Consider the following 22,867-nt stretch of genomic DNA (forward strand, 5'->3'; position numbering starts at 1 on the left):
TTCTTTATTTATTCCAAATATCTTCATTGTATTGAGCAATTGTACGGTCAGATGAGAAGAACCCTGCTTTTGCAATATTTACGATAACTTTCTTCATCCATAATTCACGGTTTTCGTAGTCTGCTAACATTTCTTCTTTCTTAGCGTAATATTCCTCAAAATCAATAAGTGTCATGAACCAATCTTTATTAAGTAGTTCGCTGTATAATCTTTCTAATCTTTCTTTGTTTCCAAGTTTTACTAATTCTTTAGAAACGATGAAGTCTACAACTTCTTTAACACCATCTTTTTCATAGTATTCTTTAGAAACATATCCTGCAGTTTCGTAAAGTTTAATGATTTCATCACTTTCTTTACCAAAGATGTAGATATTTTCACGTCCAACTAGTTCATCGATTTCTACGTTAGCTCCATCTAATGTTCCTAGAGTTAAAGCTCCGTTTAACATAAATTTCATGTTACCAGTTCCACTTGCTTCTTTAGAAGCTAACGAAATTTGTTCAGAAATATCAGTTGCCGGAATTAATTTTTCTGCAACACTTACGTTATAGTTTTCAACTAGGAATACATTTAAGTATTTGTTTACTTCTGGATCATTGTTAATTAATTCTGATAGACATAGAATTAAGTGAATGATATCTTGAGCTATAATATAAGCTGGTGCTGCTTTCCCACCAAAGAATACAGTAATTTTTCTTTCTGGTAATTTACCATTTTTAATATCTAAGTATTTTTTGATTACATATAAAGCGTTCATTTGTTGACGTTTATATTCGTGAAATCTCTTGATTTGTGTATCAATAATACTGTTTTCATCTAATTCGATACCTTGAGTTTCTTTTAGGTATTCTTTAAGAACAAGTTTATTCTCATGTTTAATTTCTTCTAATTTAGCTGCTACTTCTTTACTATCAACAAATGCTAATAATTTTTCTAATTTAGTTGCATCTGTTAAATATTCATCTCCAATTAGATCTTTTAAGTATGCTGCTAACGATCTGTTAGAGAACTCTAACCAACGTCTGAATGTAATACCATTTGTTTTGTTATTAAATTTCTCTGGGTATAACTCATAGAAGTGTTTTAACTCAGAGTTTTTAAGAATTTCAGTGTGTAGGTATGCAACCCCATTTACACTGTTAGAGAAGTGAATATCCATGTTTGCCATGTGTACTCTGTCATCTTTATCGATGATTTGAATATCTTCACCTTCATATTTTTCTCTAATTACAGCATCTAATTGTTTGATGATTGTTACTAGGTGTGGTACCACTTCTTCTAAATATGCTAATGGCCATTTTTCTAGAGCCTCAGCTAAGATAGTGTGGTTTGTGTAACCAGTCATTTTTTGAACGATTGTGTAAGCTTCTTCAAATTCAATTCCGTGTTTTTCAGTTAATAATCTGATTAATTCAGGAATTACCATACTTGGGTGAGTATCGTTAATTTGAATATATGCATACTCATATAAGTCGTGTACATTACTTCCTTTAGCAATTGCTTCATCTAAAATTAATTGAGCTGCATTTGACACCATGAAGTATTGTTGATAAATACGTAGTAATTCACCATTTTTATCACTATCATCTGGATATAAGAATAATGTTAAGTTCTTCTCAATTTCAGTTTTATCGAAACTAATACCATTTTCAATGATACTGCTATCTACTGATTCAATATCAAATAGGTTTAGATAGTTTTTAGTATCTTTTTTATATCCTAATACGTCAATTCTTTTTAGAGTTGAAGTTAGGTTGAAGTTTTTAAATGGCACTGTATATTTAACATCAGTATCTCTTAACCATGAAGAATCTTCAATCCAGAAGTTTGGTTCAGCATGTTGTTCATTTTTAACAAATACTTGTCTGAATAATCCACAGTGGTAGTTTAAACCTACACCGTCTCCGTTAATTCCTAGTGATGAAATTGAATCGATGAAACAAGATGCAAGACGTCCAAGACCTCCGTTACCAAGTGATGGTTCTAATTCTGCTTCCTCAACATCACTAAGACGTTTGTTAGCTGCGTTTAATTCTTTTTCAATTTCTTCATAGATTCCTAAGTTAATTAGGTTATTTGATAATAGTTTACCAATTAAAAATTCTGCTGAAATGTAGTAAACTTTTTTCTTATCATTATTTTGAGCTTTCTTGTCAGCTTCTTCTTTTACATAGTTTAATAGTTGTTTATAAATTTCTTTGTTATCTAAAGTACTTAGTTCTTTACTTGTATTATCTAATACATATTTACTAAATGACATTTTATACCCTCTCTCTTGAATATCTTACTGTAATATTTCTTAAAAATTCTTTTCTTTCTTCAGTTAAATCTTCTGCAAGCATTCTCCACTCCCAGTTTCCTCCAACTGTTGATGGAACGTTCATTCTACTTGTTGCATCTTTATCTAACAAATCTTGCATTGTTACGATTGCATAATCACTTACTGAAGAATAGATTCCTCTAATCATTGCTTCTGTGATTTTCTCATCATCACGACGATTTAGATAGTCAGAAACTAATTTTCTTTCTGATTCGCTAAGTTTTTCATACCATCCATTAACTACATCATTATCATGTGTTCCTGTATAAGCAACACTGTTTTGTGTGTAATGATGTGGACGATCTAAATTATCTTCTCCTGGGAAAGCAAATTGAAGAATCTTCATACCTGGATACCCAGAATCATCTAATAATTTTTCTGCTTTTTCATCAATAAACCCTAGATTTTCTGCGATAATCGGTAAATCTCCTAATTGCTCTTTAATTTTTTGGAATAATTCAATTCCCGGTCCAGCTTCCCAAGTACCGTTAACTGCATTTTCAGCATCTCTATCGATTTGCCAGAAATCAGAGAATCCTTTGAAATGGTCTATACGAAGCACATCATAGATTTTGAAACTTTCTTGAACTCGATAAATCCACCATGAGAATTCTTGTTCTTTATGTTTTTTCCAATCATATATTGGATTACCCCAAAGTTGTCCTGTAGGGCTGAAATCATCTGCTGGACAACCGGCTACATAAAGTGGTTCATTGTTTTCATCAACTTTGAACAATTCAGGCATAGTCCACATTTCAACACTATCAGCACTTACATAAATTGGCATATCTCCAATAATTTTAACTCCTTTACTATTAGCATATTCCTTTAATGCTAACCATTGTTTAAAGAAGAAATATTGTGTAACTGTATAGTATCTTATACTATCTTGAAGTTCAGTACGATATTTTTCACGTGCAGTTTTATCCGCTCTTTTTATTTCTTCATCCCAGTGAATAAAACTCTTATATCCAAAACTTTCTTTTATCGCCATATATTCAGCATAATCAGCTAACCAACTTGAATTCTCAGCTTCAAATTTTTCAATCTCAGTTAATACTTTACTATTTTTAATTGTGTTAGCAACTGCTTTTTCTAGAATAGGTCTTCTAGCTTCAAATAATAGTGCATAATCAACTTTTTCAGGATTTTCTCCAAAGTTAACACCTGCATAATCACTTTCTTCTAATAATCCATCTTCTTTTAATAATGAAAAATCAATTAGATTTAAGTTCCCTGCAACTGCTGAAAAACTTTGATAAGGTGAATCTCCATAACTTGTAGTTGTTAGTGGTAAAATTTGCCAATATGTTTGTTTTGTTTCTTCTAAAAAGTCTACAAAATCATATGCACTTTTACCAAATGTTCCTATTCCAAATTGTCCTGGTAATGATGTGATATGCATCAAAACACCACTTGAACGTTTTGTCATTCTTTTTTTCCTCCGTTATTATTTATAACTTGTCTTTACAAAATAAGTTTTTATTACTTAACAATAATTATTATAATAAAACACTTTCACTTTGTCAACAACATTTATGTAATTCTTTTTCTTTTCTTCTTGAACATATACGTAAATGTCTCGAAACGCATAAAAGATAACTTTAATTCTTGCATTTTATATGAACTGCATTTATAATTAAGTAGATAAATTTTGCGAGGAAAACAATATATGAGTAAATACAAAAAAGTCTATACGGACTTAAAAGAAAAAATAGATACTCGTTTTTATAAGCGTAATACTGAATTACCAAGTGAAAATGAGCTAGTTAAAGAATATGGTTATTCTAAAGATACGATAAGAAAAGCCTTATCTTTACTTGAAATCAATGGTTATATACAAAAAATAAAAGGAAAAAACTCCTTAATTCTTGGACATGGAAGAATAAAAAATAATTATCTCGGTAATATAAAAACTTCTTCAGAATTAAATATTGATGGAAAATATGAAATTAAAACTACCCTTGAATCTTTATATATAATTCAAGGAGATAAAAAAATAATGGATATTTTTGGAGCTAACGAAAATAATGATTTTTATAGAGTTAGTCGTAGTAGAATAATAAATGGTGAACGTCTTGAATATGAAGTATCATATTTCGACCGCAAGCTTGTTCCATTCATTAACAAAGACATAGCAGAATCTTCTATTTATAAATATTTAGAAAAAGAATTAGGCTTAAATATTACGCACTCAAGACGCGAAATATCTTTTAGATATGCAACAGAAGAAGAAAAACAGCATATGGACTTAGGTGAATATAATATGGTAGCCGTTGTTGAAAGTATCACTTATCTATCAAACGGAAATATTCTCCAATATGGAATATTAAGCTACAGACCTGACAAATTCACATTTGTAACTATGGCGAAAAGATAATAACGACTCATAAATTACGATTTTATACAGATAAAATTTATAGAGTCGTTCTTTTTCTTGTTTTTAATTTTAAACTAAACTTACTGTTTTAGTTGTAGCTTGCGACACCTTCATATCTTTTGCTATCTCAAAAGGATATTCCGTTTAGAAAATAAGCCTGTAGTCTTATTTTCTCGCAGTGAAACACAAAAGTGTTTCACTTCAGCTACTACAAAACAGTAAATAATGCCTAATAATTAAGTTTTAAATATTATTAATTTTACTCAAATATTTTGAAATGGTGAAAATGGAACTTGGAAAGTTCCATCGGTAAAATTAAGACTAAAGGCTTAATTTTAAGGTGTAATATCCACTTTAATTGTCTAAATGACAATTAAAGTTAGATGGAACCATCCGCCACCTTACTTAAAATATTTGAATAGTAAAATTAAATTATCTAAATATACACAAAAAACTGATAAAGGAAAATTGTTCCTCTATCAGTTTTTATTTTATCCGAGATTATTTTAATCTTTCTTCTAATTCTGCTTTTAAGTCTTCAAATCCAGGTTTTCCAAGAAGTGCAAACATATTTTTCTTATACGCTTCTACTCCAGGTTGGTCAAATGGATTCAATCCTTGCATGTATCCAGAAATACCTACAGCTTTTTCAAAGAAGTATACTAAGTATCCAAATGTAAACTCACTCATATCTGGAAGTTCTACTACAAAGTTAGGTACTCCACCATCTGTATGAGCAAGAAGAGTTCCTTCAAATGCTTTAGTATTTACAAAATCCATAGTTTTTCCAGCAAGATAATTAAGTCCATCTAAGTTATTTTCAGCTTCTTTAAGCTCAATATCTTTATTTGGAGATTTAACTTTTAAGATAGTTTCAATTAGAATACGACGTCCTTCTTGAACATATTGTCCCATAGAGTGAAGATCTGTTGAGAAGCAAACACTTGATGGATATAATGATTTTCCATCTTTACCTTCAGATTCACCATAAAGTTGTTTCCACCACTCATTAAAGTAAACCATTGATGGTTCATAAGAAACAAGAATCTCGATTAATTTACCTTTTTGTTGTAATACGTTACGCATTACAGCATATTGATAAGCTATATTCGTACTTAAGTCTGGTGTAGAAAGTTCATCTTGAGCTAATTTTGCACCAGCCATCATTTTATCAATATCAACACCACTTACAGCAATTGGAAGTAATCCTACTGCAGTAAGAACTGTGAAACGCCCACCGATATCATCAGGTACTACAAATGTTTCATAACCTTCATCATCAGCTAGTGATTTTAATGCTCCACGAGCTTTATCAGTAGTAGCAAAGATTCTTTCTCTTGCTCCTTCTTTTCCATATTTTTCCTCTAATAGTTCTTTGAAAATACGGAATGCAATCGCAGGCTCAGTAGTTGTACCAGATTTAGAAATCACATTTACAGAGAAATCTTTTCCTGTAGTTTTTAAGTAATTAACTAATTCTTGAGTATAACTTGAAGAAATAGTATGACCTACGAAGAAAATTTGAGGTGCCTTTCTATCTTTCTCATAAAAGTTATAGAAACTATCATTTAACATTTCAATAGCTGCACGAGCTCCTAAGTATGATCCACCAATTCCGATAACAACAAGTACATCAGAGTTACCTTGAATTTTTTTACTAGCTTCTTTAATTCTAGCGAATTCTTCTTTATCATAGTTAGTTGGTAAATCTACCCAACCTAAAAAGTCACTTCCCACTCCCGTTTTATTATGTAATTGATCGTGAGCAACTTTCACATAACCTTCCATATTTTTCACTTCTTGTTCGTTAAAGAAGTTTAGTGCTTTCGAATAGTCAAAATTTAAGTGCATTTTTGTTCTCCTTATTTGTTTTTTCATCTTTTATTATAAATCATTGTTGGCTTATCGTCTATAATATAATCATAAATTAATTCAGAAACTTTATCCGCATTATGCCTAATTGTATTATTATCAACGATTCCTACGTCATTATTTTTTATTAATTTTATTCCTAGCTCTTGTATTTTTTCTTGATCGATTTTGACCGGTTCTTGTTTTTCTTTGTGATATTTCGATAAAATACTATCATCAAACTCACGTGAATTTGCAATTACCAAATCAAAAATATTCTCTTCTACATGTTTATTTATTGCAACGACATGATCAGAAACTGAATAATTATCCGTCTCTCCATGCTGAGTCATAACATTACAAACATATATCTTCTTAGCATTACTTTCTCTTATTTTTTCTGAAACTTTAGATATAACTAAATTAGGTATTATAGACGTATATAAGCTACCTGGTCCCATTATAATATAATCTGCCTGTTCAATAGCCCTTAATACATCTTCATTTGGTTTAACCCTAGAAGGAGTGATATACACATGATCTATTACTCCTCCAGCTTCAGTAATCGAAGATTCCCCCCTTATTATTTCACCTGTTGATAGTACTGCGTTTAGAGTCGCTATATCATTAGTTGTAGGCAAGACAGTACCACGCACATTTAAAATTCTACTCATAACTTTTACTGCTGTAGAAAAGTCACCGTGTATATCCGTCATAGCCGCTATCATTAAATTACCTACCGGATGTCCCTTAACCTCACCACTATCAAAACGATATTGGAACATTTTCTCTAAATACGGCTCTACATCCGATAATGCTGCTATAACATTTCGAATATCTCCTGGTGAGGGAATATTCATATCACTTCTTATCTTTCCAGAGCTTCCTCCATCATCTGCTACCGTTACTATTGCTGTTATATCAAGAGGATATTTTTTTAATCCTCTTAAAAGAACCGATAATCCAGTTCCTCCACCGATAGTAACTACTTTTACTTTAGTACTCATCTTCTTACCTACCCTTATTAATATCTCTATGTTCTAAGTATACTCTATATCCTAATTTTGAAATATCTTCATGTAGTCTTCTTGCAACACTTACAGAACGGTGCTTTCCACCTGTACAGCCCACAGCTATTGCAACTTTATCTCTTCCTTCATATTGATATTTATCTACCATATACGTCATAAGATCTAAATACTTATCATAAAACTCTTGAGTAACTTCATCATCAAAAACAAAATTATACACTTCGCTATCCTGCCCAGTTTTTTCTCTAAGTTGATTTGTATAAAATGGGTTTTTTAGAAAACGAACATCAACAATGTTATCAGCATCTATCGGTACCCCATATTTATATCCAAAACTAGAAATTGTAATATGATAACTATCTTTTTTCTCGATTCCAAAATCTTCTAGTATTCTCTTCTTCAAATCTTTTACAGTTGTGTTAGTAGTATCATAGATATAGTTAGCAATACCTTTCACTTCATCCATATCTTTTCTTTCTTGAGAAATACCCTCAAGCAAACTAAACTCCGTAGACAATGGATGATTTTTCCTAGTCTCTTTATATCTATTAACTAACACTTGATCATCACTATCCAAGAATATTATTCTAACATCAAAATACTCACTGTGTTGTATTTTTTTTAATAATTCTTTTAAATTTACAAAGAGATGTTTACTTCTAATATCTATGCTTATCGCTGTCTTATCAATCTCTTTTTCTTCAATTATTCTTAAGAAATCTTCCACTACTAATCCAGGTAAATTATCTGTGCAAAAATATCCTTGATTTTCAAAAACTTCTAATGCTGTATTTTTCCCTGCTCCACTTATTCCTGTAATAATAACTAACTTTTTCTTCATAGTTTCACATCCATTATATAATATTCTATAAGTTTATGGAATAATAAATTCAGTTTAACAAAGAAATAATAAACTGCTCCATTTCTCTATTGTACAACATTTCTATATATTTGTGTAGTATTTTAAAATATTAAAAAATAAAACTACCGCAAGAAATATCTTACAGTAGTTTTATATTAATTACGAATTGTTTCTACTTCTATTAGTAGTGTTTGTACCATTTGTCCTATTAGTCGTTGTTCCCGTTGTGTTCCTTCTTGTTGTAGTGTTACTATTCGAAGAACCATTTTGATTCCTAATAATTGTAGTATTGTTATCATCCGAATCATTATCATTTCTACTACTATTATTATCATTATTGTTATCGTTATTATTTCTTCTTTCTTGTTCTTCTTGATTACGTTTATTCTCTTCTTCAATCTGACGACGCTCGCTTTCAGAAATAACTTTAACTCCTCCATTTATAGATCCGACATTACCAGGAACTGAGAATCCTTTTGGCGGATGAATACGAACTATATTTTGCATATTAATTCGATATAATGCTTGTGTTTTTTGCGTATCATCTTGAGTCATAAACTTAGTTGGACCATCTATAGCGTCAAACCCTTGCCATACAGCCAGTGTATAATTACTAGTATATCCAATTGTCCAAGAATCTTTTGAATAGTTATCAATATCGAAACCATACTTTTGAGCTTCTCCTTCACCAAAAGTTGTAGTTCCAGTTTTAACTGCCATATCAGCTCCACTAATTCGAGCAAACCCTGCATTTCCATTTACAACATTTCTAAGCATTGATGTCATAATATAAGCTGTAGATTCTTTAATAACTCGTTTTCTATCATCTGTACTGAAACTCTTAATTTCAGTTCCCTCACTATCATAAACCTTTTTAATAGCTTTAGGAGTCGCGTAATATCCTCCATTACTAAACGGAACATATGCTCCTGCCATTTGTAATGGTGAGAATCCATCTCCACTTCCTCCAATAGGAGTTGTGATAGAATCATCTGTAATATTCATTCCTACATTTGCGGCATATTGTTTTACTCTATTAAATCCAACTTCCTGATATGTTTTAACAGCAGGAATATTGTAAGACCAAACTAAAGCGTTATTTATAGTAATATTACCGTGGAATTGTCTATCCCAGTTTTGAATTTGCGATCCTTGGATTTTACTATCATTAACAGTATGATCAGAACCCCAATTTAAGTATTCAATCGCTGGTCCATATGCAAGTATTGGTTTGATAGACGAACCAGGTTGCAGTTTTGCTTGTGTTGCAATGTTAAACCCATGGAATGTTTGTTTTTTACCACCGTATAATGCAGCAATACCACTATTCTCGTTATTTAATACAACCATCGCAACATTGCTAGCTTGTTTAATTCCAGCATAATTTGAATTTACACTTTCAGTTAATGTATCTTGAATTTTCGAATCAAAGTTTGTATAAATTTTCAATCCAAGATTCAATACATCTCCTTCATAGTCTTTATACTCTTTACTATTTTTCAATTCAGCAACTATTTGGTTCATATATGATGTATATTTAGAATCAAATTCACTTGATAATAATACACGTTCACTTTCATCACGTTTAATTATTCCAGATAATACATCTGTTTTTTGAGCAGCTGTAGCATCCGCTTCAGTAATTTTACCATGATATTGCATTAGATATAATACTGTATCACGACGTGATTTTGCAGCCTCCGGATTATCATATGGGTTATATGTATTTGGATGCTGAGGCATACCTGCTAAAAGAGCCATTTGCGGAAGAGTTAATTGATTCAAGTCTTTTCCATAATAATATTTAGCTGCTGTTTTTAAACCATATACTCCATCAGAATAATATATTCTATTTACATACATTGTAAATATTGATTCTTTATCATAGTTTTGTTCAAGTTTATACGCTAAGTATGCTTCTTGAACCTTACGTTTTACACTCTTATTATCATCTAAGAACGTTCTTTTAATTAACTGCTGAGAAATTGTAGATGCCCCTTGCGAACCAAATCCACTAGTAAGGTTAGATACTACTGCACCTATTAAACGTCTAAAGTCAACAGCTCCGTGTTCAAAGAATCTGTTATCCTCTGTAGCTAAAATTGCATCCTGCATTTTTTCAGGAATGTCTGCCGTTTCTAAATTTTCACCGATTTGATTTCCTAATTTTGCTACTTCATTGTTATTTGCATCATAAACTATTGTTCTAGAATTATTATCTAGTATTTTTGAATCAAATGCTGGTGCCTGATAAATCCAAAACACACATAATAAGAATAAAGATATAATAGCAACACTAGCTGCATACAATCCATACCTTAATATTTTCATCCATAATACCTTATTATTCTTTTTAGAATTAGGATTACTTATTCTATTTGGCCCTATTGGTCGTCTAGGTCCTCCAGATCCATTACCTCTTGCCTGTTGAGAATTTCTCGGTTGAGATGGAGGTAACGTTTGTCTTTGATTTGTACCTTGAGGTCTTTTAGGTGGTACAGGACGACTTGAGCTTGGTCCTCCTCTTCTCATAATTTCTTCATTTGTTAATGGTCGTCTAGGTTGACCACTATTTATTGGATTATTATTTCCTCTAGATATATATCCACCTGGCATGACACTCTTTCTTTCTTGAGAGTGCCTATCTTTTCTCGATAACCGATTATTATTATTTTCTGCCATAGCATATCCTCTCTTTTTTTATATATTTAAACTTTCACTTTATTCATATTTATTTTTCATAATAAAATGGTATAATATACTACATTAATTTTAATGTATATTTGAAAAAAAATCAATTTTCTTTGCATATATTAACTATTATTTAACAATATTGTAATATAAGAAAAGGTTATTAAATTATATAATTGTTAATTAATATTAAACTTAAATCATTTATTATTTTACTTTAAACTACAATATAATTTATAAACAAAAAGAAGCTAGTTTTATACCAAGCCAAGAAAATCAGACTAGGAAATCTAACTTTCTGAGATCAGCTTGCATACAATAATAGCTTCTTCTTAAATTTTTTATTTAGTTTGTAGAACTTCAATACCATCGATAGCTGCTTTAGCCGCTGCTATTCTCGCAATTATCACTCTATATGGCGAACAAGATACGTAACCTAATCCTATTTTAGAGCATAATAGGATCGATTTTTCATCTCCTCCATGCTCTCCACAAATTCCTAGCTTAATATTAGGCTTAACAGTTTTAGCTTTTTCAACTGCAATTCTCATAAGTTCTAATACTCCACTTTCATCTAAGTGAATAAATGGATCAGACTCTAATATATTTTTTTTCTTATAAATATCAATAAATTTCTCGGCATCATCTCTAGAATAACCATATGTTAGCTGAGTTAAGTCATTAGTTCCAAAACTAAAGAAGTCTGCATGTTTAGCAATCTTATCAGCAATTATGCATGCGCGTGGTATTTCAATCATAGTTCCCACTTTATAATTGAAATCTTCATTATACAATTGAATCTCTTTTTCTATCAGTTCCACTATTTTCTCACGCAACACTGCAAGTTCTTTTTCTAAACCTACTAAAGGAATCATAATTTCAACATTTACTTCTATTCCTTCTTTACGGGCTCTAATCGCCGCTGCACTAATTGCTTTTGTTTGCATTAAGTAAATTTCCGGATACGTAATACCAAGTCGACAGCCACGATGCCCCATCATAGGATTGAATTCAGCAATACTAGCAATTTTCGCTTCTAATTGATTAACACTTACCCCTATTTCCTCGGCAATAACTTTTATAGTATTTTCATCTTTTGGTAAAAATTCATGAAGTGGTGGATCTAATAATCTTATATTAACAGATTTCCCTTTTGCCACTTTAAAAATTCTATAAAAATCTTCACTTTGAATTGGCTGTAGTCGATCTAAGAATCTAATTCTCTCATGAGTATCACTCGCTAAAATCATTTTTCTAACTAAACTTATTCTATCTTCTTCAAAGAACATATGTTCAGTTCTACATAATCCGATTCCTTCAGCTCCAAAATCAAACGCAACTTTAGCATCAATTTCATTATCAGCATTTGCTAATACTTTAAGACTCCTAATCTCATCAGCCCATCTTAAAAGTTTATTGAATTTATCGCTGAATCTAGCATCAATTTTATCAACTTCACCTAGATAAACTTTACCACTACTTCCATCAACAGAAATAGTATCTCCTTCTTTTAATATGTTATCTGCAATTTTCAATGTTTTTTCACTGTAATTAATAATCATATTTTGGCAACCGCAGATACAACATTTCCCCATTCCTCTTGCTACTACAGCAGCATGTGATGTCATACCTCCACGCAAAGTAACAATTGCCTCCGAACTAATCATACCTTCAATATCTTCTGGGGAAGTTTCTTCTCTTACTAAAATGACAGGTTTTGTTTTCGCCGCTTCTACTGCTTCTTGTGCTGTGAAATAAATACCACCTACTGCCGCTCCAGGTGATGCTGCTAATCCTTGAGTTAATTGTTTAGCTTCTTTTAATAATTTTTCTTCAAATGTGGCATGAAGAAGTTTATTAATCTCTTCCGTTCCTAATCTTAAGATTGCTTCTTCCTTAGTAATAACACCTTCTTCTACCAATGAAACGGCAACTTCTACAACAGCATTTGGAGTTCTTTTCGCATTCCTTGTTTGAAGAATATATAGTTTCCCATCCTCAATAGTAAACTCAATATCTTGCATATCTTTATAATGTTTCTCTAGTTTTTTAGATATTTCCTCAAATTCTTTATATAAATGTGGCATATCATCTTTTAAAACACTAATATTCTTCGGTGTTCTAATACCAGCCACTACGTCTTCACCTTGTGCATTAATCAAATATTCACCAAACAACTTATCTTCACCAGTGACTGGATTTCTACTAAACGAAACTCCAGTGCCACAATTATCTCCCATATTTCCAAATACCATAGCTTGAATATTAACAGCAGTACCTAGTTTATCACTTATATTATGAAGTCTTCTATACACTTTAGCACGGTTATTATTCCATGATTTAAAAACAGCCTCTATAGCTAACATAAGCTGCTCTTTTACACTCATAGGGAATTCGCGACCTACTTCTTTTCTATAGATTTCCTTAAACTCTTCAACAATATTGAATAAGTCCTTTTCATTCATATCACTATCCTGTTCATAGCCATTCTTACTTTTAACTCTTGTTAAAACTTCTTCAAATTTATACTTTTCAACATTCATTACAACATCAGAAAACATTTGAATAAATCTTCTATAACTATCATAAGCAAATCTATAATTATTATTTTTCTTAGCTAATGCTATAGTAGTCTCATCATTTAAACCAAGATTCAAAATTGTATCCATCATACCGGGCATAGAGTATACCGCACCACTACGTACAGATACCAATAATGGATTATCAATACTTCCTAATCTTTTACCAATATCTTTTTCTAAAATCTCAAGTTGCTCATTAATTTGTTTTAAAATTTCAGGTTTAATCCTCTCACCATTTTCATAATAACTATTACAACTTTCAGTAGTAATAGTAAAACCGGGCGGAACATTTATCCCTAAACTTTTCATCTCTGCAAGGTTAGCACCTTTCCCACCTAATAAAGATTTCATATCTTTATTTCCTTCACTGAAATTATAAACATATTTTTTTAACATTTTAATATCCCCCTATAGAAACTCCATCACTTTATGAAATTTCTCTATATAATTCTTTGCTAAATCACTAATCCTCGTTCTCTCATAATTGCTATAATTAATTCCGCTGTTTCTTCAATAGCCTTATTCTCAACATCAATTATCGGGCATCCAAGTTTTTCCATTACTTCTATTGCATATTCCAACTCTTCGAAAATTTGGATTTCATCTGTATAATCTGTATTTTCATCAACTCCGAGAGTTTTAAGCCTCTCTTCTCTTAGCTTATTAAGTTGTTCAACAGAATTTGTTAAACCAATAATTTTTCTTTTTACTTCATATAATTGTTCTGGTAATACCAATCCTTGAACTATCGGTATATTCATAACCTTTATGTTTCTATTTGCAAGGTATAAACTTAAAGGAGTTTTTGAAGTTCTCGATACTCCTAAGATAACTATATCCGCTTCCCTTAGTCCATTAATATCCTTTCCATCATCATATTTCACAGCAAATTCCAAAGCATCAACTCTCTTAAAATACTCCACTCCCATCTTCCTATTTAGCCCCGGATTCCCTTTAGCTTTTACTCCAAGCTTATCTTCAAAAGCACTAAGCATTTCACTTAAAAGATCTATTACCTTTATATTTTTTTCTAAACCTTTTTTCTTTATATATTCAGATAAAGTAGCATCCACTAAAGTTTGAACTATTACATCGCCTTCTTTAGCATTAGATATAATACAATCTACTTTTTCAACAGTACAAACATTAGAATTTTTTAATACTTTATATTTCACATCTCCATAGGAAAACTGAACTAGTGCTGCATCAACAACATCTTTAGCTGTATTACCTATTGAATCTGAAATTATATGTACAGTTAACATATTATCCCTCCAGTATTTCTAACAATAACTTTATTAAAGTAGTTTTTGATATTTTCCCAACGACCACCTTCCCGTCATCTTCATCTCTTACAACAGGTAAGCAATCTATCTCATGTGAAATCAACTTTCTTAATGCATCACTCACTAACTCATCTTCATAGATATATATTACATTCGGTACTCTAGTCATAGCCAGTGCTATAGGAAGATTTTGCCCATCAGCATTTCTAGCTAATTTCAACATATCCTTTCTTGATGTGACACCTGCAAGATGATTTTTCTCATCAACAATAAAAATTGTTCCTACATCATAAACAAACAACTTTGATAATACATCTGAATAATTCGCTGTAGTTTTGGCAGTTATTGCTATCCCCATTACATCTTTTACTAATTTACTTTTTACTTCCTCACGTTGCTCTCCTGGTGAAAAGTTATAATTGTAATAATACCCAACATTTGGTTTGGCTTCTAAAATTTCTAACATCCCTAATACAGCCAAATCATTTCTCAATGTAGACTTTCCAAGTTCCAATTTTTCAGCTATCTCATCACTTGTTATCGGTTGAAAATTCTTTACTATTTCAATTATAGCTTTGTGTCTTTCTGTAAGTTTCATTCTGCCTCCTTCTTGTATTATAATTTGTATTATACAATATATTACACATTAATTCAAGGATAAAACTTAAATAATGTGTAATAACTTTTAAAAAATATAACATAACTCTAGGAGTCGTCTATGAAGTCACATACAATCTATAATTTTAAACATATTATTTATAAATATATAAAAAAAGAGTTACTCGATATCTATTTTATTTAATTTTAAGTGTGTATGTGTTATAATAATCTTAATAATAAATTGAGGGGAAATATTGCATGTCAAAATTATCAAAACTATTTGCAATCGGTACAGGAATAACCGTTGCTAATTATTATTCAAAAAATCCAAACAAGGTTGAAGAACACGCTGAGTATGTTAAGAGAAAATCTAAAGATTATTACGGATACACACGTTGCATGATTCGTTACACTAAAAAGAACGGTGTTGAAGAAGCTGCAATCTATCTTTATAATGACTTAGTAAAAAATCTTAAAAAAGCTAAAGACGCTTTAGAAAACAAATACAACGATGCTGTTGATTACGGAAAAGAACTATCTAACAATATCACAGATATTAAAGAACATGTTTCTAACGTTAAAGAATACACTGCAGAAGTTAAAGAAAATTTAGGAGAAGCTAAAAAAATTGTTGAAGACTTCAAGCCATCAGTTGAATTATACAAAGAAAAAGCAATGGCTTCTTTAGAAAAAATTAAAGATCAAGTATCGAATATCAAAAAAGACGTTAACGAATCAAATGTTCAAGAAAAAGTTGAAGATTTCACTAATAAATCAACTGAAACTCTAGACACTGTAAAAGAACGTGTTGAAACTGAAGTATTAAACAATACTACTGAACAAGAAGAAAAATAATATAACGAGGATTTAAGATAAATCTACTATCACTAAATGCTCTTCCTAAAACAGGAGAAGCAGTTAAAAATTATGGTGTATACATTGACATAATCATAATAATCGCTATAATTTTCTTCTTAATCTGGAGAAAAAAGAATAATAAAGACGATTAAAAACTCTAAGCTAGGTAAAACTAGCTAGAGTTTTTTTTTACAGTTAATCTATATCTATTCGTTACATAATAAATAAAAGAGTGATCCGATAAAATCTATACGATTTTCGAATCACTCTCTTTTATCTTATACTATTTTAAGTTATCTAATGCAGCTATTCTTTCTTTAACACTATCATATTGTTCTTGATATGTTGCTTGTTTTTCTTTTTCTTTAGCTACAACCGCCTCTGGAGCAGAACCAACAAATTTTTCATTAGAAAGTTTTTTGTTTACTCTATCTAATTCTTGTTGTAATTTTTCTAATTCTTTTCCTAGACGTTCTTTTTCTTTATCTACATCGATTAAATCACTTAATGAAACGTAGATTTCAGCACCTGGTAAAATACGACTAATATCAGTTTCACTTGCTTCTACTTCGCGTTCTATAATAAGTTCGCTAGGACGAGCAAATTTCTCTAAGTACGCACTACCACTTAATAGTACTTCTTTTACACTATCTTGTGAATATTTAATCTTAATAGGAATCTCACGAGACATAGGAGCGTTCACTTCACTACGTATGTTACGCACTGCTGTAATTACATCTTGGATGAATTGCATATCTTCTGTTTCTTTTTCAAATACTAGACTAGCATCAACTTTAGCAAATTCACTAGTTACAATACTATCTCCTGTGTGAGGAATGTGTTGCCAGATTTCTTCAGTTACGAATGGCATAAACGGATGTAACATTTTTAGAGAAGCATCAAGTACATATACTAAAATAGATTTAGTAGTTTTCTTCGCAGCTTCATCTTCACCATTTAATGAAATTTTAGCAATTTCAATATACCATGAACAGAATTCTTCCCATACGAAGTTGTATAGAATACGACTTGCTTCACCAAACTCATATTTTTCAAATAATCTTTCGAAGTCTTCAATAGTTTTAGCAAGTTTTGTTAAGATATATTTATCAGCTAATGTTTTTTCTCCAGTTAAATCAATATCACTGTATTCGAAACCTTCAAGATTCATAATTACGAAACGAGAAGCGTTCCAAATTTTATTGATATAGTTCCAACTTGCTTCGATTTTCTCAGTTGAATAACGTAAGTCTTGACCTGGTGTTGAGTTAGTAGCTAAGAAGTAACGTAAGCTATCAGCTCCATATTGTTCGATTACTTCCATTGGATCTACACCATTACCAAGTGATTTACTCATCTTACGCCCTTGTTCATCACGAACTAAACCGTGGATTAAGCAATCTTCAAATGGACGTGATCCAGTAAATTCTAAACCTTGGAATACCATACGAGCAACCCAGAAGAAGATGATGTCATATCCAGTTACTAGACAGCTATTTGGATAATAACGTTTGAAATCTTCACTTTCTAAATCAGGCCATCCTAATGTAGAGAATGGGAATAATGCTGAAGAATACCAAGTATCAAGAACGTCTTCATCTTGAACATAGTTTTCAATATCTTTTGGTGGGTTTACATCAACATAAACTTCACCAGTTTCTTTGTGATACCATGCTGGAATACGGTGTCCCCACCATAATTGACGAGAAATACACCAGTCTTGGATATTTTCCATCCAAGTATTTAATGTATTTTCAAAACGAGGTGGATAGAAGTTAACTTTTCTATCTGCATCTCTTTGATTTTCTAATACTTTATCAGCAAGAGGTTTCATGTCAACGAACCATTGTTTAGAAAGGTATGGTTCAACAACCGCACCACTACGCTCAGAGTGTCCTACTGAGTGAAGATGTTTTTCAATCTTGAAGCATACTCCGCTTTCTTGTAAATCAGCGATAAGAGCCTTACGACATTCGAAACGATCCATACCATTATACTTATCAGCATGTTCATTCATAACAGCACCTTCATCCATAACGATAATACGTTCTAGGTTATGACGTTCTCCTACTTCGAAGTCATTTGGATCGTGGGCAGGAGTTATTTTAACTACCCCACTTCCGAAATCTTTTTCTACATATTCATCTGCAATAACAGAAATTTCTTTGTTTGTTACTGGTAAAAGAACTGTTTTACCAATATATTTTTGATATCTTTCATCTTCAGGATGAACAGCAACCGCAGTATCTCCAAATAGAGTTTCAGGACGAGTAGTTGCTACTTCTAGATAATCCCCGCTTCCATCAGCTAAGAAATATTTAAGATGATAGAATGCACCTTCTACATCTTTATGAATTACTTCGATGTTAGATAATGCAGTTCTTTGAACTGGATCCCAGTTAATAATTTTCTCACCACGGTAGATTGTACCATTTTTGTAGTGATCTACGAAAATTTTCGTTACTGCTTTATTCAATCCCTCATCTAATGTAAATCTTTCTCTTGAGTAGTCTAAACCTAATCCAAGTTTAGCCCATTGCGCACGAATATATCCAGCATATTCTTCTTTCCATTCCCATGCACGCTCTAAGAATTTTTCACGACCTAAGTCATAACGACTTAATCCTTCTTCACGCATTTTAGCTTCTACTTTAGCTTGTGTAGAAATACCAGCGTGGTCCATTCCTGGAAGATAAAGCACATCAAAACCTTTAAGACGTTTGTAACGTGTTAACATATCTTGTAAAGTTGTATCCCAAGCATGCCCAATGTGTAATTTACCAGTTACGTTTGGTGGTGGAATTACGATTGTGTATGGATTCTTTTTACTTTTATTATCAGCTTTAAAAACTTCTTTTTCCAACCACCAGTTGTAGCGATTATTTTCTACTTCGGTCGGATTATATTTTGTAGACATTTCAGTCATAACTGTTCCTCCTAAATTTTTATTTTATTATTAATTATTTTTTTCTTTTACTAGTTGTGTCGGTGATATTTTTTCTAGGTAAAAAAAAATAACCTCCATCCTTACATAAGGACGAAAGTTTCCGTGGTACCACCTTTATTCTAATTATATAAATTAGCACTTAATAAGATTAACGCTCTAACCACGTTTAAAGCTACTTACTTTCACTCTAAATGCTTACCGGCTACTTCAAAGTCCTGCCTAGGAGAAACCTCTCAACCACTGATTTCTTTTCTGTATCCTACGGTACGCAAGAACTTTTACTTATCGGCTCATCGCATATATTTTATAATTAAAATATGTTTAATATAATAACACACTTTTTTTTATAATGCAAGCAAAATGAAAACTTTGTAAATTTAACTGTGAAAGAACGTTAATATCTATAACGTCCCTTACCTGTTATAAATTTGACAATCTCAAGAAATAATAGTACATTATCTTTAGATTAGAGGAGGTGCTATTATGCCAAAATACATATTTATGTGAAAATTACAATGAACTCTCTTCGTTTTGTCATGAAACAGGTGAACCAATTTTTATTACAAAAAATGGTCGAGAAGATCTTGCTGTTATGAGCATTGATTTATTCAATAAATTTATGGGAAGATACGAACTATATCAACTTCTTGAACAAAGCGAATCTGATTTTACAAACGGTCGTACCCTTACTTTTGATGATTCCATGAAAAGTTTAAGAGAGGAACTAAAAAAAGTACTTCAATGATTAGAAATCTAATTCCATCATTGAAGTACTCTTTTAAATATTAATCTTCTTTTTTATTTTTCCATGCTGTGGCGTTATCTATTTTAATTGGTAAATTATCTAAATAGAACTCCGGATCTTTTCCTTCTTTGTGTTGTTTCACGTAGTCTTTTAATACTACATAAACTACACCAGAAAGACCGATAATAGCGATTAAGTTAAGTAAACTCATAATTCCCATTGTTACATCCGCAAGTCCCCAAACTAAATCTAAGTTCATTACACTTCCTACGTATACAAAGATACATACAATAACACGATAAACATTAACTGCCCATTTTTTAGGAAGCAAGTATTGAATGTTTGTTTCTCCGTAGTAGTAGTTACCAATAACTGAACTATATCCAAATAAGAAAATTGCTACGATTAGGAAAATTGTTCCGATACTTCCTACTTGAGAAGTTAAAGCAGCTTGTGTAAGTTGGATACCTTGTAACTTACCAGCCCCATATTCCACACCAGGATACAGTAGGATTAAGAATGCTGTTGCTGTACATACTAAACATGTATCGAAGTAAACTCCTAGAGTTTGGATAAATCCTTGTTTCGCAGGGTGAGTACTGTCAGCTGTTGCCGCTGCGTTAGGAGTTGATCCTAAACCAGCTTCGTTAGTGAACATACCACGTTTAATTCCTAAAAGAATCGATGTTCCCATACCGATTACTCCACCACCTACTTGTTCAAGACCAAATGCTGATTTAACGATTTGAACAAGAACACCAGGTAACTTATCAATGTTAATAACCATAATAACTAATACGATAAATAAGTACGCCACTGCCATTACTGGTACTAACCATTGAGTAATTTTAACGACTTTTGTTACACCACCAAAGATTACGAAAATTGTAAGAATTAATAATGCAATCCCTGCTATATGTGTATCCACATTGTATACTTGTAAGGCTTGAGCAATAGTGTTAGTTTGAACTGAGTTAAATGCTACACCGTAAGTTACTGAAATTACAATTGCAAATAACACACCCATCCATTTTTGTCCAAGACCTTTTTCCATATAGTAAGCAGGTCCACCGCGATAAACTCCTTTTTTATCACGAACTTTATACACCTGGGCTAATGTTGATTCTGCAAATGATGAAGCTCCACCAAATAATGCCATTACCCACATCCAAAATACTGAACCAGGTCCTCCCATTGCAATCGCAATAGCAACCCCAGCAATTGTTCCAGTACCTACTCTTGACGCGGCTGAAATAGTGAATGCTTGGAATGCTGAAACCCCTTTTTGTTCTCCATCCTTGCCTACTTTTGGCTTTTCAGTAATAAGTCTGAACATTTCTTTAATATAAGTAAATTGAATAAACTTTATACTAAATGTAAAATAAATACCAGTTACCATTACTAACCCTATTAGGAAATAAGTCCACATAAAGTCATTAACGGTGTTTAATAATTCTAAAAATCTATCCATTAAGAGTCCACTCCTCGTTAAATTTATTTTATTACGTTTTCTATTATACTTTAAAAAATACTACAACTGTTAATATACGTCAGAAAATCTGACATAAATATAACAAAAAATAAACCACTCCTCTCATATTTATAAAAAAATTACCGAGAAAATTTTAAAATCTCACATAAAAAATCCAGATGATTTAAACATCATATCTAAATCACCTAGATTTCCTAATTTACACATACTCAATTCTATTTACTTCTTCATTGTTATTCATTGGATAATCACTGAAGCCATTATTCATGTTTGGAACGACCAATCTTCTACCACGTGTTTTTAATATAGAGTTTATTTCATAACTGCTTAACATGTTATAATCTAATTTCTCCTGAAGTACATATTCTCCACTTCTAATTCTAGCTCTAATATCTGTTGCAGCAGCAAAGTAGACAACCATAAAGACAATAGAGAATATTAGTTGTGCTAGTGAAAAAATACCACTTAAAGTACTATTACTAGCTCCTTGAAATATAGCGCCACTAAAAGAAGATAAAATTGTAAGCCCTGCTTGAATATACAATACCACTCTTCTACCTTTTGTATCAAAAATTGGTAAATACAGAATAAACAACATGATAAAGTTAAATATATATGCAATTAATCCCGCGACCACTAATAATACGAGTCCTGAAATTAGTAAACCAGCAAACTGTTCCGAAAATAAACCAGTAGTAAATCGTACCTCTATCAATAATAACAATAAAACCCCTATTGCTACTGAAGGGAGGGTGAAAGTTAACAAATACGCAACTCCCCAATTCCTCTTCCAAACACGCCCTTTATACTCTTTATAAATTCGATAAGTATTATAATATGGTATAAATGCAAGTCCTGATCTAACCCCAAGTATATCAAACATAATTTTTGAAAAAATAGCTGTAATAATATACCCAATAATAAAAAATATTAGTAATACTATTATAACAATAGCTAACACTTGATGTAGGATGTACTCATCAAAATTAAACATAAATAATCCCTCCTTAATTTAAACATTCCTTCACCTTTATTATACTAAAAATCTTTATAATTTAATAGCAAAAAAAGAATGAAATTGTCTGAAAATACAACCTCATCCTTTACAATTATTTATGATAACTTGCTCCTGTTATTATACGGTAAGCTCTATACACTTGTTCAAGCAAAACAACACGCATCATTTGATGTGGAAACGTCATTCTACTAAACGATAATGCAA

17 protein-coding genes and 1 other annotated feature are annotated in these 22,867 nt (G+C 31.4%); of the genes, 4 read left to right on the forward strand and 13 right to left on the reverse strand.

Going from position 1 to position 22,867, the window contains the following annotated elements:
* Nucleotides 1–4: 4 nt before the first annotated feature.
* Entirely contained in the window at nt 5–2,260 is a 2,256-nt protein-coding gene (glgP, locus tag RWQ73_RS01835; protein ID WP_314406429.1) for a glycogen/starch/alpha-glucan family phosphorylase, read from the reverse strand.
* 1 nt (nt 2,261) lies between these two features.
* Nucleotides 2,262–3,752, reverse strand: a complete 1,491-nt coding sequence (gene malQ, locus RWQ73_RS01840; RefSeq protein WP_314406430.1) for a 4-alpha-glucanotransferase — start codon at nt 3,750–3,752, stop codon at nt 2,262–2,264.
* A 240-nt stretch (nt 3,753–3,992) separates the two neighbouring features.
* Here malQ and RWQ73_RS01845 point away from each other — a divergent pair, with 240 nt between their 5' ends.
* A complete protein-coding gene (locus tag RWQ73_RS01845; RefSeq protein ID WP_314406431.1) occupies nt 3,993–4,700 on the forward strand; it encodes a UTRA domain-containing protein in 708 nt (235 codons plus the stop codon).
* 501 nt (nt 4,701–5,201) lie between these two features.
* Here the strand turns inward: RWQ73_RS01845 and RWQ73_RS01850 are convergent.
* The 7 genes from RWQ73_RS01850 to RWQ73_RS01880 form a co-directional block, all read right to left on the reverse strand.
* The gene (locus tag RWQ73_RS01850) at nt 5,202–6,551 is read right to left on the reverse strand and encodes a glucose-6-phosphate isomerase (RefSeq protein WP_314406432.1); all 1,350 of its coding nucleotides are present in this window, start codon (nt 6,549–6,551) and stop codon (nt 5,202–5,204) included.
* A 23-nt stretch (nt 6,552–6,574) separates the two neighbouring features.
* The gene (locus RWQ73_RS01855) at nt 6,575–7,558 is read right to left on the reverse strand and encodes a YvcK family protein (protein ID WP_314085830.1); all 984 of its coding nucleotides are present in this window, start codon (nt 7,556–7,558) and stop codon (nt 6,575–6,577) included.
* A gap of 4 nt (nt 7,559–7,562) precedes the next feature.
* Nucleotides 7,563–8,423, reverse strand: coding sequence for an RNase adapter RapZ (gene rapZ, locus RWQ73_RS01860; protein ID WP_314406434.1), 861 nt, complete (start codon nt 8,421–8,423; stop codon nt 7,563–7,565).
* Nucleotides 8,424–8,603: 180 nt separating this feature from the next.
* Nucleotides 8,604–11,126, reverse strand: a complete 2,523-nt coding sequence (locus RWQ73_RS01865; protein WP_314406435.1) for a transglycosylase domain-containing protein — start codon at nt 11,124–11,126, stop codon at nt 8,604–8,606.
* A gap of 350 nt (nt 11,127–11,476) precedes the next feature.
* A complete protein-coding gene (gene ppdK / locus RWQ73_RS01870; RefSeq protein WP_314406436.1) occupies nt 11,477–14,113 on the reverse strand; it encodes a pyruvate, phosphate dikinase in 2,637 nt (878 codons plus the stop codon).
* A 59-nt stretch (nt 14,114–14,172) separates the two neighbouring features.
* Entirely contained in the window at nt 14,173–14,982 is an 810-nt protein-coding gene (locus RWQ73_RS01875) for a pyruvate, water dikinase regulatory protein (RefSeq protein WP_314406437.1), read from the reverse strand.
* Between the two features lies 1 nt (nt 14,983).
* Nucleotides 14,984–15,601, reverse strand: coding sequence for a CBS domain-containing protein (locus tag RWQ73_RS01880; RefSeq protein WP_314406438.1), 618 nt, complete (start codon nt 15,599–15,601; stop codon nt 14,984–14,986).
* Between the two features lie 260 nt (nt 15,602–15,861).
* Between RWQ73_RS01880 and RWQ73_RS01885 the strand changes: the two genes are divergently transcribed.
* Nucleotides 15,862–16,458 (forward strand): hypothetical protein, encoded by a 597-nt coding sequence (locus tag RWQ73_RS01885; protein ID WP_314406439.1) that lies wholly within the window; start codon nt 15,862–15,864, stop codon nt 16,456–16,458.
* A 17-nt stretch (nt 16,459–16,475) separates the two neighbouring features.
* A complete protein-coding gene (locus RWQ73_RS01890; protein WP_314406444.1) occupies nt 16,476–16,613 on the forward strand; it encodes an LPXTG cell wall anchor domain-containing protein in 138 nt (45 codons plus the stop codon).
* A gap of 131 nt (nt 16,614–16,744) precedes the next feature.
* On the opposite strand, the gene RWQ73_RS01895 is transcribed toward RWQ73_RS01890, so the two are convergent.
* The gene (locus tag RWQ73_RS01895; RefSeq protein WP_314406440.1) at nt 16,745–19,387 is read right to left on the reverse strand and encodes a valine--tRNA ligase; all 2,643 of its coding nucleotides are present in this window, start codon (nt 19,385–19,387) and stop codon (nt 16,745–16,747) included.
* A gap of 104 nt (nt 19,388–19,491) precedes the next feature.
* Nucleotides 19,492–19,711, reverse strand: a binding site (T-box leader).
* A 172-nt stretch (nt 19,712–19,883) separates the two neighbouring features.
* On the opposite strand from RWQ73_RS01895, the gene RWQ73_RS01900 reads away from it, so the two are divergent.
* Nucleotides 19,884–20,153, forward strand: coding sequence for a type II toxin-antitoxin system prevent-host-death family antitoxin (locus RWQ73_RS01900; RefSeq protein ID WP_314406441.1), 270 nt, complete (start codon nt 19,884–19,886; stop codon nt 20,151–20,153).
* A 40-nt stretch (nt 20,154–20,193) separates the two neighbouring features.
* On the opposite strand, the gene RWQ73_RS01905 is transcribed toward RWQ73_RS01900, so the two are convergent.
* The 3 genes from RWQ73_RS01905 to RWQ73_RS01915 form a co-directional block, all read right to left on the reverse strand.
* Nucleotides 20,194–21,624, reverse strand: coding sequence for a sodium:alanine symporter family protein (locus tag RWQ73_RS01905; RefSeq protein ID WP_314406442.1), 1,431 nt, complete (start codon nt 21,622–21,624; stop codon nt 20,194–20,196).
* A 220-nt stretch (nt 21,625–21,844) separates the two neighbouring features.
* Nucleotides 21,845–22,639 (reverse strand): hypothetical protein, encoded by a 795-nt coding sequence (locus tag RWQ73_RS01910; protein WP_314406443.1) that lies wholly within the window; start codon nt 22,637–22,639, stop codon nt 21,845–21,847.
* A gap of 115 nt (nt 22,640–22,754) precedes the next feature.
* The coding region (locus RWQ73_RS01915; RefSeq protein ID WP_314406445.1) for a 23S rRNA (pseudouridine(1915)-N(3))-methyltransferase RlmH at nt 22,755–22,867 on the reverse strand (113 nt) is incomplete at its 5' end.

The organism is uncultured Gemella sp. (assembly GCF_963525875.1).
Lineage (GTDB): Bacteria > Bacillota > Bacilli > Staphylococcales > Gemellaceae > Gemella.